Source organism: Leucogemmata humicola (genome assembly GCF_055379415.1).
Window position 1 is genome coordinate 2682002 of the sequence record NZ_AP040875.1, and the last position, 16714, is coordinate 2698715.

Annotated in this window: 10 protein-coding genes; 8 read left to right on the forward strand and 2 right to left on the reverse strand. The window is 63.6% G+C overall.

Features of this window, described 5'->3' with window-relative positions; all coding sequences use genetic code 11:
* Positions 1-7 precede the first annotated feature (7 nt).
* Complete coding sequence (locus AC6H4Z_RS11090; protein ID WP_497546816.1) at positions 8-1627, forward strand: DHA2 family efflux MFS transporter permease subunit; 1620 nt, start codon at positions 8-10, stop codon at positions 1625-1627.
* A 51-nt stretch (positions 1628-1678) separates the two neighbouring features.
* A complete protein-coding gene (locus AC6H4Z_RS11095; RefSeq protein WP_497546817.1) occupies positions 1679-3778 on the forward strand; it encodes a TonB-dependent receptor family protein in 2100 nt (699 codons plus the stop codon).
* Here AC6H4Z_RS11095 and AC6H4Z_RS11100 read toward each other — a convergent pair.
* Positions 3753-5405, reverse strand: a complete 1653-nt coding sequence (locus tag AC6H4Z_RS11100; protein WP_497546818.1) for an ArnT family glycosyltransferase — start codon at positions 5403-5405, stop codon at positions 3753-3755. The two genes, AC6H4Z_RS11095 and AC6H4Z_RS11100, sit on opposite strands and share 26 nt — an antisense overlap.
* Here AC6H4Z_RS11100 and AC6H4Z_RS11105 point away from each other — a divergent pair.
* The 6 genes from AC6H4Z_RS11105 to AC6H4Z_RS11130 all read left to right on the forward strand — a co-directional run bounded on the left by AC6H4Z_RS11105 (position 5404) and on the right by AC6H4Z_RS11130 (position 14842).
* Complete coding sequence (locus tag AC6H4Z_RS11105) at positions 5404-6246, forward strand: GNAT family N-acetyltransferase (RefSeq protein WP_497546819.1); 843 nt, start codon at positions 5404-5406, stop codon at positions 6244-6246. The two genes, AC6H4Z_RS11100 and AC6H4Z_RS11105, sit on opposite strands and share 2 nt — an antisense overlap.
* Entirely contained in the window at positions 6246-7388 is a 1143-nt protein-coding gene (menC, locus tag AC6H4Z_RS11110; RefSeq protein ID WP_497546820.1) for an o-succinylbenzoate synthase, read from the forward strand. The genes AC6H4Z_RS11105 and menC overlap by 1 nt, the downstream gene beginning before the upstream one ends.
* Positions 7385-8575 (forward strand): M20 metallopeptidase family protein, encoded by a 1191-nt coding sequence (locus AC6H4Z_RS11115; RefSeq protein ID WP_497546821.1) that lies wholly within the window; start codon positions 7385-7387, stop codon positions 8573-8575. Before menC ends, AC6H4Z_RS11115 begins: the two co-directional genes overlap by 4 nt.
* 123 nt (positions 8576-8698) lie before the next feature.
* Positions 8699-11026, forward strand: coding sequence for an Ig-like domain-containing protein (locus AC6H4Z_RS11120; protein ID WP_497546822.1), 2328 nt, complete (start codon positions 8699-8701; stop codon positions 11024-11026).
* 66 nt (positions 11027-11092) lie between these two features.
* Positions 11093-12814, forward strand: coding sequence for a M20/M25/M40 family metallo-hydrolase (locus AC6H4Z_RS11125; RefSeq protein WP_497546823.1), 1722 nt, complete (start codon positions 11093-11095; stop codon positions 12812-12814).
* Between the two features lie 21 nt (positions 12815-12835).
* Complete coding sequence (locus tag AC6H4Z_RS11130; RefSeq protein ID WP_497547031.1) at positions 12836-14842, forward strand: acetoacetate--CoA ligase; 2007 nt, start codon at positions 12836-12838, stop codon at positions 14840-14842.
* Between the two features lie 113 nt (positions 14843-14955).
* Here AC6H4Z_RS11130 and AC6H4Z_RS11135 read toward each other — a convergent pair whose 3' ends face one another.
* A complete protein-coding gene (locus AC6H4Z_RS11135; RefSeq protein ID WP_497546824.1) occupies positions 14956-16674 on the reverse strand; it encodes a serine/threonine-protein kinase in 1719 nt (572 codons plus the stop codon).
* Between the last annotated feature and the right edge of the window lie 40 nt (positions 16675-16714).

The window sequence follows — 16714 nt, forward strand, 5'->3', positions numbered from 1 at the left end:
AACTCTCGTGGCACAGTCTGCTGTCCTCGACCAACCAACCGCGACAAGTCCGCGCTACACCGCGCCGGCGGCAACGCTCGCGGCTGAAGGCGATCCGCACAAATACATCATCGCGTTCGCGGTCGTTCTCGCGGCGCTCATGCAGGTGATCGACAGCTCGATCGTCAACGTCGCGCTGCCAGACATGATGGGAAACCTCGGTGCGAGTCTCGACGAGATCGCCTGGGTGTCAACCGGCTACATCCTCGCGAGCGTCATCATCATTCCCCTCACGGGCTGGCTCGGATCGTTCTTTGGACGCAAGCGCTACTTCGTCGGATCGATCATCCTCTTCACCGTATCGAGCGTGTTGTGTGGCGCCGCACACTCACTCGGCGCGCTGATCTTCTGGCGCGTCGTGCAGGGACTCGGCGGCGGCGCTCTCATGACGGTGTCGCAGGCCGTGTTGTTCGAGGCATTCCCGCGCAAGGAAGCCGGGATGGCGATGGCGCTGTTCGGCCTCGGCGTGATGGTCGGTCCCACGATCGGGCCGACGCTCGGCGGTTGGCTTACCGACAACTACGGCTGGCCGTGGATCTTCTACATCAATCTGCCTGTCGGCGTTCTCGCCGCGATGATGATTGCCGCGTACGTCCACGATCCCGACTACCAGCGTAAACCTGCGGCGATCGACTATCAGGGCATTCTGCTGCTCACGTTCAGCGTCGGCGCACTGCAATACGTGCTGGAGCACGGCCAACGCGAAGACTGGTTCGACTCGCGGCTGATCATCTGGCTGACCGTGATCGGCGTGGTCGGCGGCATTGGCCTGTTGTGGCGTGAGCTCACGACGGACCATCCAGTGATCGACTTCCGCGTCATGCGACATCGGCAGATGTGGGTGGGCACCATCCTCGGCGTCGTGATGGGCGTCGGGTTGTACGCGATGTCGTTCACGCTACCGGTGTTCCTGCAGAGCAATCTGCGAATGACCGCCGAGCAAACTGGCTTTGCGCTGCTGCCAGGAGCGATTGCCACTGCGCTGTCCATGGCGGTCGTTGGCCGAATTACGAATCGGTTCGATCCACGAATACTCATTACCATCGGTGCGCTCACCTTTGCGCTCGCGGCGTGGCAGCTGTCGCGAATCACCGGCGAGAGCGGGGCACACGACTTTTACTGGCCACTCATCTTTCGTGGTCTTGGACTCGGACTGATGTTCGTGCCGCTCACTACGATCACGCTGGCGGAACTCTCACCCGGCGAGCTCGCGCAGGGCACGGGCCTGTACAACTTCTTCCGGCAACTCGGCGGCTCCTTTGGCATTGCCGGAATTGCCACGCTGCTCGGACGGTACACGGCCCAGATCCGCGCCACGATTGGCGATCACGTCGCCGCTGGCGATCCGTCGGCGATCGCGCGCGTGGATATGCTCACACGCGGCATGATGGCGCGCGGCGCCGACGCCTGGACGGCACACCAGCGCGCGCTGGCGCTCGTCGACCGGCAGCTCGTCGGACAGGCAAGCGTGCTCGCGTATAGCAAAATTTACGTGCTTAGCGCCGCGCTCATCCTATTCTTGATCCCGCTGCTGCTGCTGGTTCGCCAGACGAAAGGCGCCGGCGGAAGCCACGCCATCATGGAGTGAACCCGGGCCGGACAGTAGATTTTCCGGAACCGCTTTCCGGAGCCAATCGCTGTGTCCGTGTTTCGCCGATGTGCGTTGTACGCTGCCTCCGGATTGCTCGTCGCTACCGTCGCGCAGGCGCAAGACTCCCTGCCGCGCAAACTGCCGCCAGTCGTGACGGTCACGCGCGACGTCGGGCGCTCGCCGCTCGATCTCCCGTATTCGATCACCAGCCTCCGGCCCGATAGCCTGGCGCCTGGCCAGACACATACGTTCGTCGAGCAGACGCTGTCACTGCTCCCGGGCGTGACCGTCGCCAATCGTACCAACCCGTCGCAGGACACGCGCATTTCGGTGCGCGGCTTCGGCGCCCGATCGCAGTTCGGCGCGCGAAGCATCCGCATTCTGCGCGACGGCATGCCGCTCACGCTCCCCGACGGACAGACGCCGATCGACTACCTCGACCTCGAGTCCGTGGGGCGCGTCGAAGTGATGCGGGGAAGCGCGTCGGCACTCTACGGAAACGCATCCGGCGGCGTGATCGATCTTCGCACCGCCGACGCACCGAATGCGCCCCTCGCCATTCAGGCGCGTTCGTTCACTGGAGCGTCGGGGCTGCGCCGGACCACGGGGCTGTTCGGCGGAACGATTGGTGGCTCGTCGTATTCCGGCAACATCGGGCGAACGACGAGCGACGGATTTCGCGCGTACGCGCAGCAGCAACTCACCAACGCGTTCGTGCATGCGGCAACGGATGTTGCAGGAACGCACTTCACGTTGACTGGGCTCGGCATGGACATGCCGATCGCGCAGAATCCGGGTGCGCTCACTCGCGCCCAGGCCGACAGCGCGCCGCAACAGGCTGATGCACCGTCGGTGCTGAAGAAAGCGCGGAAGGCCGTGCATCAGGTTCAGGTCGGACTGTCGGCACAGCGGCCCGTGTTGGGCACCGGCGAGCTAGTCGCCCAGGGCTATCTCGGTACGCGATCGCTCTTCAATCCGCTCACCTTCGCCGTTGTCGGCGTTGGACGACACCAGGGCGGAGCGGGTGCGCGCCTCACGCTGCCGTGGAACGTGGATGACATTTCGAATCGATTGAGCGTCGGTGCAGATGCACAGTGGCTGAACGATGCGCGGCGCAATTGGGCGAACTGCAATGGTGTCGCCGCGGTCAATGCATCGTGTCCGTCGATTACGGTGGAGAAGGGCGTCCTGCAGCTCGATCAGAACGAGTTGGTTACGAGCGTTGGTCCATACGTTCGCGACGAGCTTGAGCTCGGTCGCGTTCGCGCGACGGCCGGCGTACGCGCAGATCGCGTTCGTTTCGAAGTACGCGACCATTTTCTCACCGACGGTCGCGACGACTCGGGCATTCGCGATCTCCACGCGGTCAGTCCCATGCTCGGACTCGCGGCTCGCCTGAATCCCTTTCATTCGGTCTACGCGAACGTCGCTTCCGCATTCGAAACGCCCACGACAACGGAGCTCGGCAACCAGGCCGACGGGTCTGCCGGGCTCAATCGCGATCTCAAGCCGCAGTACTCCACGACGTACGAGACGGGCGCGAAGGGATTGGCGATGGGTCGAGTGCAATACGACGTTGCACTCTTTGACACCGAAGTGCGCGACGAGCTCATTCCATTCGAAGTTCCGAATGGCAACGGTCGCACGTACTACCGCAACGCCGGACGCACGCGTCGTCGTGGAGCAGAAGTCGAGTTGAGCACGGAGTTTGGGCCGCTTTCGCTCACGACATCGTACGCGCTATCGAGCTTCCACTTCCGAAATTTTACGAGTGGCACGGCACAGTACGCGGGAAACACTATCCCGGGAATTCCCGAGCATCAGCTTCAGGCGACCGCCGTGTGGCGCATTCGCGATGGCTTCGTGCTCGCCGAATCGCAGTCGAAGAGTCGCGTCTTCGTCAACGATGCGAACGCTGCATCGGCGCGCGGTTTCAGCATTCTGAATGTTCGTACTGGCGCCACGGCTGCCTTCGGTCGTCCCTGGTTCTCGCCGATCTTTGGCATTCAGAACCTTTTCGACAAGCACTATATCGGCTCAGTCGCCGTGAACGCCGCTGGAGCAACGACTGCCGCGACGAAGTTCTACGAGCCGGCGGCCGGTCGGACCTGGTATGTAGGCCTCAGTGCTGCGACGAGCCCGTGGTAGAATCGGTGTGAGCGACGGGGATATGCCACAGCCGCATCGAGGGTCCGATGCGCGCGGTTGGTGGATACTGCAGTAGCCACGCATAGGCATGTCCCACCCATTCGCCAGCGAGGAAGGTCTCGCTGGCCGCCACCCATCCGGTTGCCGGTTCGTGAAGGCCTAGCGCGCGCGCGTTCGGCACACCCGCCGCAGTGAGATCGGCAGTACCGAAGTAGGCAACGCGGACGCTGTCGGTAATGCCACGCGCCGCGAGCGTGTCGCGCAAGCGATACAGATCCTGCCCCCAATCGAGATTGCTGTCGACGAGCACGTTCTCCGGATGTGCACCGGCGAACGGGTTGAAGTACGCGAGGTGATCGGGATGTGCACGCACCGCGATGAATGCCGCACTCGCGAGCGCGGCGCCTGCGATCATCTGCGCGCTTCGTCCGGGTTGTTGCCGGAAGAGATACGCGACGCCCTGAGCGGCGACGATCGCGAGCAGCGGATAGACGGGCAGCACGAGGCGCACGCCGAGGTTCACTCGAACGGTGAGGCTGATCAGCACGATCGCCGCCGCAGACACGAGAGGAACCGCGCTACGCCAATCGCGCTCTTGTCGCAGTTTCGTCACGACGGTCGCGGTGCCCAGAACGCTGAACAGGAGTAATGGCAGCGGCGTTTTGACGAGCAACGCGACCGGGAAGTAGTACCACCAGCCCCGATTGCTCGGCGTGCCAAGCAAATAGGTTGGATGACCAGAACTGCCGTGAAGAAAGAAGGTCTCCACGCCAGATACGAACGCCGGCGCCGGCACCAAAGGTCCACCCGGATGCATTGGTGCGATGGCAAACCGGTACGTCGCCCAGATGAAGAGCAGCACGGCCCCGGCCACATTGCCGAGCGCAATCGGAGCCGTCGTTCCAGCTTCGCGGGCGTCGATGCGCGGAGATCTCGTTGCCCAGCATCGTACGAGGTAGCAGGCGACGAGCGGCCCACCCACGAAAGCGATCGACGACAGCCGGCTCATGATCGCCGCACCAATCGCCAGTCCGAAGAGCGCCGAGCGTTTCCGCGACGGATGCTCGATCCACCACACGCCGGCGAACAGGGCGAGCGTCGTCGTGGCTGCGCAGGCGATGTCCGTCGTGGCGAGTCCCGCGTGCGCGAGAATATTCGGGTTGGTGACGACGAATGCCGTGGCGATCGCGGCGCCGACATCGCCGACCAATCGGCGACTCCACGTCCACACGACAAGGCACAGGAGCAGAAAAAAGACGAGTTCACCGTGGCGCGCGCTGGCCAACGTGTCCACATAGTGAGTGCCCGTCCCCAGCAAACGCGCGCCTTCGTCATAGACGGCTGGCGCCCCGGTGTTACGTTCACCGCTGAGAAACGGCCCAATTGCCGCGGCAATGCGTCCGAGCGGCGGGTGCGGCACGTCGTAGTCGTACCGATTGGTCGTGAGCCACTGCATGCCGGCGGCGATATGCGCTGGCTCGTCGACCGTTCCGCTGAAGGTGCGGGCCGTGGAGAGAATTGCGAATGCCGCGACTGCAACGAGCAGCGCGGAGAACAGCTTGAGCGGAGTGGAAGGCACTGGTACTTTCAACCGCCCGGGAATGGCAACGTCTGGCGCAGGTGACATGGACCTATCGTCGATCGAGATTCGGCCGCTGGCCACGCCTCAAGAACTCAACGCGTGCGTCGCGCTGCAGCAGGAAACGTGGGGCGAAGGATTTTCCGACGTCGTGCCCTCGGCGATTCTCAAAGTCGCGCAGCGCATCGGCGGCGTGGTCGTCGGCGCGTTCGACGGTACGGGAACGCTGCTCGGATTCGTCTTTGGGCTCACCGGTGTGGAGCGTGGCAAGATCGTCCACTGGTCGGACATGCTCGCCGTGCGGCCCGAAGCGCGAAACCTGGGGCTCGGTCGCAAACTCAAAGAGCATCAGCGGCAACTCGTCCGTGATCTCGGCGCATCGGTCATCTACTGGACGTACGATCCGCTGATTGCCCGCAACGCACACCTCAACTTCAATCGGTTGGGTGTTCGGTTGGCGGAGTATGTCGAAGACATGTACGGCATCACGGACAGTGTGCTTCACGGTGGCGTTCCCACAGACCGGCTCATCGTCGCCTGGCCTACGCACGACGAAGAGAGTGATCAGTTGTTGGCGGAGGCCGATCGCGCCCACGCCTCAGGCGACTGTCAGCAGGCGCCGATCGTCACACCGGAATGGATCGCCGGCGCATCTGGCGCGGCCATCCTTCCACACTCCGTTCGCGTCGAAATCCCCGCTGACGCCGAGGGGCTATTGCTGGAAGCGCCAGCGGAGGCGATGGCTTGGCGAAAGAGCGTTCGCTGCGGTCTCGAATGGGCGCTCGCCGCCGGATACACCGTGAGTGCGTTTTCGCTCGACGAAAACGCGGACCGCGGCTACTACCTTCTCACGAAGTCCGCTCGTCCTACCCCCGTGGCAACCCGCTAATGCTCAATATCGAACGCATCACACTTCGCGAAATCAGGCTTCCACTCAAGGAGCCATTTCGTATCTCCTCGGGCGTCGTCACCGATCGCCGAATTGCTCTGCTAGAAATTGCTGATGCCGACGGAACGATCGGTTGGGGAGAGTGCGTCGCCGGAGAACTGCCGAACTACAGCGCCGAGACGATCGACACGGCGTGGCTTGCGATGCGCGAGTGGCTCGCGCGGCGGGTGATTGGTCGTTCGTTCGACCATCCGCGAGACGTATTTGCCGCGCTCGACGCCACCGGCGTCGTTGGGCACAACATGGCGAAAGCGGGCATCGAGATGGGCATGTGGGACGTCGCCGCTCGCAAGGCGAACGTTCCGCTGAGCAAGTTGCTGGGCGGTACGCGCGATCGCGTTGCCACGGGAATATCGATCGGCATTCAGTCGAGCCCCGAGGCGCTCGTGCAGCGGGCGCGTGCTGCGTACGACGCCGGCTACCGAAAGATCAAAATGAAGATCGAACCGGGAGCGGATGTCACGTTCGTCCGCGCGGTGCGCGAAGCGCTGGGTCCGTCGGTGCATCTCATGGCCGACGCGAATTCCGCCTATACGCTCGCAAACGCAAACCACCTCGCGGAGCTCGACGCCTTCGATCTCATCATGATCGAACAGCCACTCAGCCGTGACGATCTCGTTCGGCACGCGACGTTACAGTCGCGCTTGAAGACGCCGATCTGCCTCGACGAATCGATCACGAGTGTGGATCGCGCCGAAGACATGATCGCGCTCAAGGCGGGTAAAATCATCAACATCAAGCCGGGCCGTGTCGGCGGGTTCTCCGTGTCCAAGGCGATTCACGATCTCGCTGCGTCGAACGGAATCCCTGTTTGGTGCGGCGGCATGTTGGAGAGCGGGGTAGGGCGCGCGCACAACGTCGCGCTCGCCTCGCTGCCGAACTTCATTCTCCCCGGAGATCTGTCGCCCAGCTCACGCTATTGGGAGCGCGACATCGTGCGCCCCGAATGGACCATGGATGCCGAGGGCATGGTGCACGTGCCGCTCGACCGTCCGGGCATTGGCGTCGACGTCGACATGGATCGGGTCGACGATCTTACGTTGCGACGCGAGGATCTTGGCAAAGCGCTGGTGACGGCATGACGCCGGTTCTCGATCCTCGAATCGCGGCGATGTTCACGCCGGGTGCATCGGAGCAACTGCGTACGCTCCGTCGGTCGATCCATGCCAATCCGGAGCTGTCGTTTCAGGAAACGGGTACCGCCGACCGACTCACGGCCGGTCTCCGTGAATTCGGCATCACCGATATTCAGAGAATTGGAAAGACCGGTGTCGTTGCGCGCGTTCGCGGACGGAACTCCAAGGCGCCGGTTGTCGCGCTGCGCGGCGACATCGATGCGCTGCCCATTCAGGAGGCGACGAACCTCCCGTACGCGTCGACCGTTCCGGGCGTGATGCACGCCTGCGGTCACGACATGCATGCGACGTGGGCCGTCGGCGCTGGTGTGCTGCTCGCGCAAGCACCGGCTGAGGGCGACGTGTTGATCGTACTGCAACCGGCCGAGGAAATCGGAAAGGGAGCGTTGGCGATTTTGGAAAGCGGTGCTCTCGATGGCGTCGCGGCGATTTTCGGTGGCCATGTCGATCGCCGATTCGAAGTCGGACAGGTCGTGGCGGATGACGGGCCGCTGGCGGCGTCGGCGGACACGTTCGAGATCGAGCTCGTTGGGGTTGGCGCGCACGCGGCACGACCGCACGAATCGCGGGATCCGATCGTCGCCGCGGCGGGTTTGGTCACGGCGCTGCAAACGATCGTGGCGCGACGACTGAACCCCGCGACCCCGGGTGTGGTGACCATTGGCACCATCCACGCGGGATCGGCGCCCAACGTCATTCCCGATCGGGCGAAGCTCTCGGGAACGGTTCGCGCCGTCGAGCCCGTTTCGCGCCAACTCATGCTCGACGAAGTGCGTCGTGTCGCCGAGGCCGTCGCGTCGGGGTACGGCGTCGAAGCACGTGTCACGGTCGACAGAGGCACACCGCCAATCGTGAATCCCGCCGCGCAGACTGCGATGGCGAGAAAGGCAGCGGTGTCGATCGTGGGTGAGGAGAACGTCGTTCCGCTGGGCTTTCTGAACCTCGCCGGGGAGGACTTTGCGCACTACATGGAGAAAATCCCCGGGTGCTTTCTGAGAATCGGTGCGCGCGAACCCGGGGGTGCAGTGATCCCTGCGCACGCGTCTACTTTTTATCCAGCGGAAGAAAGTCTGTTCGTTGGAGCGGCGGTCCTCGCGGAGAGTGCGCGCGTCGCCTCGGCAGCGCTCGCTTAGTCGAACGAGGCGTTGCCTCGCATTGCGCGGGAACGTCCTCAGTATGGGTGGATTTACTGGAACACGTGTTTTCGTAGGGGTACGGGAAGGGTCGTCCCCCGCCTCTGCCTTCGTCCTGATTTCATGAGTTTTCGCTTTCCCATTCGGTGGTGCGTTGCCGCGCTGTCGGTAGCCCTGGCTGCCTGCGGCTCCGATTCGCCGATCACGCCATCGAACGAGCCGCCGGCGCACATCGACGCGGTTACGCCGATCAGTCGGTCTGCCGCTGTTGGAACGGCGGTCGCCGGCGGAATCGTCGTTCAGGTTACCGACTCCAAAGGGCGCCCGGTCGCCGACCAGGGCGTTGCGCTGGCCGTGACAGCGGGAAACGGCTCAACCAATCCACGCGTAGCCGTCACCGACTCGAAGGGACAGGCAACCGCGGCGTGGACGCTCGGGACCATCCTCGGCCCGAACGAAGTGACCGCCTCGGTCAGTGGCGTCGCGACGCAGGTCCGCTTTCAGGCGACTGGAACGTCTGGCCCTGTCACCTCGATTTCGATTTCGCCGTCGAACCCGCGACTCCTCTCCGGCGTCGATTCAACGCGCATCACAGTTCAGAGTCTCGATTCCTTCGGCAATCAAACATCGCCGGCACCTACGCTCGTGGCGCGCGACCCGTCACTAGTCAGCGTCGCCGCGAACGGCGTGATTCGCGTGCTGCGTCGAGGTTCGGCAACCTACGTCGTTGCCACCGCCGGCCAGATGAGCGACAGCGTCCTCGTGACCGTTCTTGCGACCGGCCAATCGCTGTGCACCGGCGCGGCGACGCCGGTGGATCTCGCCGTCGGTCAGGTGCTAACCGACGTGAGCGGCAATGGCTTCTGCGTGCACGCCTCCAGCCCGGCGGCCGAATACGCAGTGATTCCGTTCTACAACTCTGGTGTGCCGAGCGCGACGATCAGCATCGATGTTCGCGGCTTGGGCCTCTCAGCGCTCGGTTTGCCTAGCGGCGACGTCGCGTTGTCAGCGCAGCTGTCAAAGGTTGCGGTCAAACAAACCGGCGTCGTCCCCGACGTCGCGTTCGAACAGCGCCTTCGCAAGCGCGAACGCCTCGAAGGAAACCCGCGCATTGCGGGCGCTCGCGAGGCTTGGCGTGCTCGCCGGGTTGCCAGGAATTCGTCGCGAACACAGAGCTCCACGAGCGGCGCGAGTGCAACAGACGCCGTGACCGTTCCCGCGATTGGCGATCTCATGCGGCTCAACGTCAACACGTTGAACTACTGCGATCAGCCCGACTATCGCACTGGCCGAGTGGTGGCGATCACCGATCGCGCCATCGTGGTTGGCGATACGGCTAACCCCGCGGGCGGATTCACCGACGCCGAGTATCGGTCGATTGGTGTCACGTTCGACACGCTGGTCGATCCGGTCGACCGTGCGGCCTTTGGCGCGCCGACCGACATCGATAACAATGGCCACGTGCTCATCTTCTTCACGCGCGCGGTGAATGAGCAAACGTCGAACGGAGCCGGCGGAGTCGTCCTCGGATATTTCTACAATCGCGACCTTCTGCCCAAGGTCAACACGCCCGCCACCAACTGCCCGGCGAGCAACGAAGCGGAAGTGATGTTCGTGCTCGTACCGGATACGGGTGGCGTGATCAACGGCAATCGCCGCAGCAAGTCGCAGGTGGTGACGTTCGCGAACGGCACGGTGGCGCATGAGTATCAGCATATGATCAATGCTGGTCGCCGTCTGTACGTGAACGGCGTAGGCCCAACGTTTGAAGAGCGTTGGCTCGACGAAGGTCTCGCGCACATCGCCGAGGATATCAATTTCTGGCGCGCCGCGGGAAAGAGCACGCGAACGAACCTCGACAACAGCGTCTACACCGACCCCAAGGCGGGGCCAGCCTACTCGACGTTCGAGTCGAACAACTTCCTGCGCTATCAGACCTACCTGACGCGGCCGGAGATTCAGTCGCCGATCGGATTCGACGCGTTCGACGACGACCTACAGACGCGCGGCGCGATCTGGAATTTCCTCCGCTTCGCCGCAGATCATCAACCGGTCGGCCAGGACAACAGCTTCTGGTTCAAGCTGGTGAATTCGACGACGACCGGCATCGCGAATCTCACCGCCGCACTCGGCACGTCGCCGTATCCGCTGCTGCGCGACTGGTCGATTTCCGTCTTCCTCGACGACAACGCGGCAAACGTCGACCCCCGCTTCCAGCAGCCGAGCTGGAATTTGCGGAGCGCGTTCACCAACGGCGGGTCGGGGCTTCCGTTCCCACTGCTTACGCATCTACTGGCCGACAATACGACGTCGTCGACGCTGCTAGCCGGGAACGGCACCTCGTTCTTCCGCTTCTCCGTGGCGAACAACCAGGACGCGCTTCTGACGGTGACCACGGGCGGCCAGCCGCTCCCGTCGACCGTCCAACTTGCGGTTGTTCGCGTCAAATAGACGCCAGGGTCGAGACGCGGTATTGTTGTAGCGCGATCTGTTCGACTTCCACCTGGGAATGCACTCATGAAGCGCTTGCTGATGTTGACCGCAGCGGCTGCAATCGGTGTTCACGCCGCGTCTCCGGCCGTCGCGCAGACGGGGACGACGGATCCGGTACTCAAGCGGATTTGGGCGATGGGAATGGACAGTTCCCACACCTGGGATCTGGCGCAGACTTTCTTCGACTCGATCGGGCCGCGCCTGACCGGAACGCCGCAGGGCACGGCGGCCAGCGATTGGGTGATGAAGAACTATCGCGCGTGGGGAATCGACACGCGTCGAGAACAGTACGGAACGTGGCGCGGTTGGCGTCGCGGCTATAGCCACATCGATCTCATCAAGCCACGCGTTCGCTCGCTCGAGGCGATCACTCTGGGAGACAGCCCGGGCACGCTAGGCAAGGACGTCATTGGCAACACGGTCATCCTGCCGATGGTGGCCGACAGCAATGAGTTCGTGAAGTGGCTGCCGAATGTGAAGGGAAAGTTCGTCCTCATTTCGGCCGCGTATCCCACCTGCCGCCCCGAAGATGAATGGACCGCCATGGCGACGCCCGAGTCAAAGGCGCGCATGGACACGACCATCGTGAAGCTCGTCGCCGATTGGACGACGAGAATCCGAAACACGGGCTATCCGGTCACCGCCGGCAATCCGACGGGCAACCTTGGAATGCGCCTGGAAAAGGCCGGCGCCGTTGGTGTCATCGTGTCGAACCTCGCCAGCCCAACGGGCGGCGCATGGGGAACGTGGACGGTGTATGACACGAAGAACACCACCGCCCTCGGCATCGCGATGAGCTGCGAGGACTACGGCTTGATCTATCGGCTCACGGAGCGAAAGCAGGGGCCGCAGCTTCGAGTGAACGCCGTTTCCGAAACGCTCGGTCAGGTTCCGGTCTACGACACGTTCGGATCGATCAAGGGAACCGAGAAGCCGAACGAATACGTCCTGCTGTCCGCGCACTTCGATTCGTGGGATGGATCGCAAGGCGCAACGGACAACGGCACCGGCACGATCATGATGATGGAAGCGATGCGCATTCTGAAGCAGGCGTATCCGCACCCGAAGCGCACGATCATCGTTGGCCACTGGCCGGGAGAAGAGCAGGGGCTGATCGGCTCGCGCGCGTTTGCGTACGATCATCCGGAATTCGTTCGCGCCATCGCCGCTGGATTCAACCAGGACAACGGAACGGGCCGCGTCGTGAGCATCGGCGGCGTCGGCCTTCCCGACGGCGGCGCGCACGTCCAGGCGTGGTTGGCAAAGCTCCCGCAGGAAATTCAGAATCAACTCAAGTACAACGGCGTTGGCGCTCCGGCCACGGGCGGAACGGACAACGCGTCGTTCAACTGCTATGGCGCGCCGGTGTTTGGTCTTGGCGCGACCGGTTGGGACTACGGCTCCTACACGCACCATACGAACCGAGACAGCTTCGACAAGATCGTCTTCGACGACCTGAAGGGGAACGCGACGATCGTGGCGATGCTCGCGTATCTCGCGTCGGAAGATCCGACGTTCATCTCGCGTGAGCGCGCAGATCTGACGGCCGGCGGTGGCGGTGGACGCGGTCGTGGTGCGCCGACCGGTCGCGGTGCGATCAACCTCGCCGGCGGTGGCGGACGCGCCGCGGGTGGTGGACGCGGTGGTCCCGATGTCGACGAAAAGGGTTGGGCCCCGACGTGCACCAAGGCGCCGCGCTTCTTCAACGACACGTCGCGCGTCACCGCACCGTCAAAGCGTCCGTAATTCGCCGGAGTAGCCGTGGAAGTGCAGACGCCGCTCTGGACGCCGTCGAGCGAGCAAGTCGAGCGCGCGAACCTGACTCAGTTCATCGAGCAGGTTCGCGCGCTTGGCGATCGTACGGCACACATCAAAGATTTCGCATCACTGTACGACTGGTCGATTCGCGATCTCGAACTGTTCTGGATCGAGGTTCGTCGCTTCTGCGGCATCGTCGAAGGTGCGCAGGATCCGGCGATCGCGTGCGAGCGGCCACTCATCGGCCGTAATCGTGTCGCGCCTCCCGATCCCGAGCTTGGTCCGGTGTGGTTCGTCGGCTCGCGGATCAACTTCGCCGAGAACCTGCTACGGTTTCGAGATGATCGGCCGGCGATCATCTTCTGGAACGAACGCGGTGCGCAGCGACGCCTGACCTACGCCGAGTTATTCGCTGAAGTGGCTCGGCTCGCGGCGGCGCTTCGTACCATGGGCATCAAACCGGGCGATCGCGTCGCCGGCTTCATGCCCAATCTCCCCGAGACGATCATCGCGATGCTCGCGGCCACGAGCCTCGGCGCAATCTGGTCGTCGTGTTCGCCGGACTTCGGCGTCAACGGTGTCCTCGATCGGTTCGGCCAGATTCAGCCGCGTGTTCTGTTTTGCGCGGATGGCTATCGCTACAGCGGACGGGAGATCGATTGCCTCGAGCGTGTCCGTGAAATTGCCGACCAGATTCCAGAGATCGAGCGCGTCGTCGTCGTGTCGTACCTGAACGATGCGCCGAACATTTCGGAGGTTCGCGCAGCAGAGCACTGGGAGGCGTTTGCTCCGGCCAGCGGCGACGCACGGACGATCGACTTTGCGCATCTGCCCTTCGACCACCCGGTGTACATCATGTACTCATCGGGCACGACGGGACTGCCCAAGTGCATGGTGCATGGTGCTGGCGGCACGCTGCTGCAGCATCTGAAGGAGCTCGTGCTTCACACCGACCTGCGTCGTGAAGATCGCATTTTCTACTTCACGACGTGCGGTTGGATGATGTGGAACTGGCTCGTGTCCAGCCTTGCTGTCGGTGCGGCGGTCGTGCTGTACGACGGGGCGGCGTTCATCCGCCGTCGTCCGATTTTGTGGGACATGGTCGCCGATGAGCACGTGACGATTTTCGGGACCAGCGCAAAGTGGATCGCGCTGGCCGAGAAGGAGGGATCGCAGCCGGTTGCGACGCACGACCTGCGATGCCTTCGTGCAATTCTGTCGACGGGAAGCCCGTTGGCAGAGCACTCATACGACTATGTGTATCAGCACGTGAAGCCAGACGTGCGACTGAGCAGTATCAGTGGCGGAACGGATATCGTGTCGTGCTTCGCGCTGGGCAATCCGATCGGACCGGTGTGGCGTGGCGAGCTACAGACGCGCGGCCTCGGAATGAAGGTCGAAGTCTTCGACGATGACGGACGTTCGATCGTCGGCGAGCAGGGAGAGCTCGTGTGCACGGCGCCGTTCCCGAGTATGCCCGTTGCATTCTGGAACGACCCCGATGGATCGAAGTACCGCGCGGCGTACTTCGAGCGCTATCCCAACACCTGGCGTCACGGTGACTGGGCCGAGATCACCGAACATGGCGGCGTGATCATCTACGGGCGGAGTGATGCGACGCTGAATCCAGGCGGCGTGCGGATCGGCACGGCCGAGATCTACCGTCAGGTGGAGCAGTTGCCCGAGATCATCGAGAGCCTCGTGATCGGGCAGGACATCATGACGGACAGCGGCAAAGATGTGCGTATCGTCCTGTTCGTCCGTCTCGCGGCGGGTGAGTCGCTGACCGAGGCGCTCAAGGACAAGATCCGCGCGCAGATTCGCGCCAATGCGAGCCCGCACCACGTGCCGAAGAAGATCATCGCCGTGGCCGACATCCCTCGCACGATCAGCGGAAAGATCACCGAGCTCGCGGTGCGCGATGTGGTGCACGGGCGGCCGGTGAAGAACGCGGATGCGTTGGCAAATCCGGCAGCGCTGGAGTTATTCCGAGATTTGCCGGAGCTGGCAACCTGACAGGTCACAGGTCACAGGTCACAGGTCACAGGTCTGAGGTCTCAGGGAAACGGCGCACGATTCCGGTCGCAGTTCCCCTCAGACCACAGACCAGAGACCTGAGACCTCCCAAACTACGTGCGGCGCGGTCCTCTCAGTCTCGGCTGCGCTGACACGATCGATTCGCGCGCCTGCGCCGCCAACTGCTCGGCGAGCAATCGGAGCTGCTGCTCGCGCTTGCGCGACGTGCGCCCGAAGAAACCGCGGGCCGCGAGGTACGACGCGGCAATGGAGCCGGCCCACATCCACGCGCCAAACGCGAGGTTGTGCATGCTGGCGCCGACGCCCATCCAGATACCTGACGTCCCGCCGCCAAAGCCGCCCACCATTCCGCCGAACATTCCGCCGACGATCTGACGCAGAGTTTCAGAAACTCTAATCGTCGTCTTGCCGCCGCGCGACAGCACCGACGCCTGGAGATTCCGCTTCGGCTGGTGCGTTTGCCAGGCGAACGAGCGGCCGACGGACGCGAGATGTCCGGCCTCGCCCGTCGAATGGCGGAGGATGTCGGCCAGCAGATCGTAGTCGCTCTCCGGCATTTCGCCTTCGACGACGATCTCGTACTCGAGATGAATGCGTCCGCCGACAACGATGTTCTTCGGCCGACTGCGATCGACGATGGTGAGAGGCCGCGCCTCGAGCGGTGCCAACGGCGCGAGCCCACGCTCCTCGAATACGTGATCGACGTACCTGCCCGAGATGCCCGCTTCGACTGCGGCATCGCGAATGTCCGCCGGGCGGTAGCCAGAGGTACGAGCGGCGTCGCGCTCAGCGTCACGGCGCGTTGCTACGGGCGCCGGCCGCGGCTCGATTCCGGTACGCGCCTGCAGATCAGCCGCGCGGCCGATGATCGACTGCGCCTCTGAATCGGAGATGAGCGACGGACGCGGCGTCGCGATCGGCGAGTACGTCGACGGAGCGGGGTAGAGATCGACTCGCTCGAGTTCGTCGAGCGCGACGATCAGCTCGTCGCAGTTCTGGAACCGCTCGGCCGGATCTTTGGCCAGGCAATGATCGATGATATCAGCGAGGCCACGAGGCGTGTGCGGCGACACGGTGTGGAGCGGCGGAGCAGTCTTGGTGACATGTGCGATCAGCACTGCCGACGCGAGCTCGGCGTCGAAGGGGAAGCGTCCGGACAGGGCGAAATAGCCCACGACCCCAAGCGAGTAGATGTCGCTGCGTCCATCGACTGCGTCGCCGGAGATCTGCTCGGGGCTCAGGTAGTACACCGTCCCCAACACCTGACCGGTCGCCGTAAGCGGCGCTGCCTCGGCGAGGCGAGCAATGCCAAAATCGGTGACCATCGCGCGGCCCGTGACGCGATCCAGCAGGATGTTCTCGGCTTTGACGTCGCGATGAATCACGCCATTCGCGTGCGCGTAGCCGAGCGCGCTGGCGACGTCGCGAAGTTGGCGGACGACATCGTTGGTCTCGAGGCGCCCGCGATCGCGGATCTGCTGCGCAACGGAGTCGCCGTCAACGTAGCCCATGACAAAGAACACGCGGCCCTGCGCCTCGTCGGCCCGATGGATGGGGACGATGTTCGGGTGCGACAGCCGTCCGGCCGTGCGCGCTTCGCGGAGGAAGCGTTCGCGGACGATGGGGTCGGAGGCGAGGTGAGGAGGCAGGGTCTTGATCGCGACTCGGCGGTCGAGGCGTATGTCCCGCGCCAAGAAGACGATGCCCATGCCGCCGCGGCCGATTTCGCGCTCGACCTCGTATTGCCCGGCGAGCGCGTCGGCGAAGCGTGCGAGATCCTCGGATTGCTCAGGCGTCGGTAGGGTCGTCACGGGCGTATAAATTATCCTGAAGTGGGTGCTTCTCCGAAGC

What these genes read in the sequence shown, in the direction of transcription:
- AC6H4Z_RS11105 (WP_497546819.1), top strand. Translation starts at nt 5,404, where the DNA reads ATGGACCTATCGTCGATCGAGATTCGGCCGCTGGCCACGCCTCAAGAA.
- AC6H4Z_RS11100 (WP_497546818.1), bottom strand. Translation starts at nt 5,405, where the DNA reads ATGTCACCTGCGCCAGACGTTGCCATTCCCGGGCGGTTGAAAGTACCA.
- menC (WP_497546820.1), top strand. Translation starts at nt 6,246, where the DNA reads ATGCTCAATATCGAACGCATCACACTTCGCGAAATCAGGCTTCCACTC.
- AC6H4Z_RS11115 (WP_497546821.1), top strand. Translation starts at nt 7,385, where the DNA reads ATGACGCCGGTTCTCGATCCTCGAATCGCGGCGATGTTCACGCCGGGT.
- AC6H4Z_RS11120 (WP_497546822.1), top strand. Translation starts at nt 8,699, where the DNA reads ATGAGTTTTCGCTTTCCCATTCGGTGGTGCGTTGCCGCGCTGTCGGTA.
- AC6H4Z_RS11125 (WP_497546823.1), top strand. Translation starts at nt 11,093, where the DNA reads ATGAAGCGCTTGCTGATGTTGACCGCAGCGGCTGCAATCGGTGTTCAC.